The organism is Enterobacter sp. IF2SW-B1, from assembly GCF_001743375.1.
Taxonomy (GTDB): domain Bacteria; phylum Pseudomonadota; class Gammaproteobacteria; order Enterobacterales; family Enterobacteriaceae; genus Enterobacter; species Enterobacter bugandensis.
The window spans coordinates 1-463 of sequence record NZ_MJAA01000232.1 but is presented as its reverse complement, the minus strand read 5'-3'; the positions used below and the strand labels follow the sequence as shown (position 1 = coordinate 463).

Genomic DNA, 463 nt, shown 5'->3' with positions numbered 1-463 from the left:
TAAGATTTCATCAACTTTCTTTTGTACTAATCCGTTTAAATATTCTTTATTTATTTCAATACATATATTTTTCATTGTTGACCTCCAGTGATTCGAAAGCTATTGTACAGTTTTCCGAACTTTTACTTTAAAAAAATATTGCCCTACTTTGTTGGGCGGAATATCTAATAGTTCACAAATCCTTTTTATTTCCCATTGTGTAAATAAATTTTTACCTTTCAACTTGTGATTTATCGATGTTCTTGAAATAGGTATAGCATTAGCTAATGAATTTTGACTGTATCTATATTCATTCATTCTGTCCATTAGTAAGTTGTAATCAAATGTACTTTTCATAATATCACCTCCCTCATGTTCGGTTTCCTGTACAAACTTATTATATCATTGTTGTTAAAATAAGTCAACTAGTTTTAATACTTTTTTTAACATAATTTGTTAAAAATTGTTGTAAATATTAGCAAAA

1 protein-coding gene is annotated in these 463 nt (G+C 26.3%); it reads right to left on the bottom strand.

Annotated features, from left to right (window positions below; translation table 11 throughout):
* Window positions 1–99: 99 nt before the first annotated feature.
* Complete coding sequence (locus tag A6013_RS28965) at window positions 100–336, bottom strand: DUF739 family protein (protein ID WP_000842950.1); 237 nt, start codon at window positions 334–336, stop codon at window positions 100–102.
* Window positions 337–463: the final 127 nt, after the last annotated feature.

Coding starts and splice junctions, on each gene's coding strand:
- A6013_RS28965 (WP_000842950.1), bottom strand. CDS start 336: ATGAAAAGTACATTTGATTACAACTTACTAATGGACAGAATGAATGAA.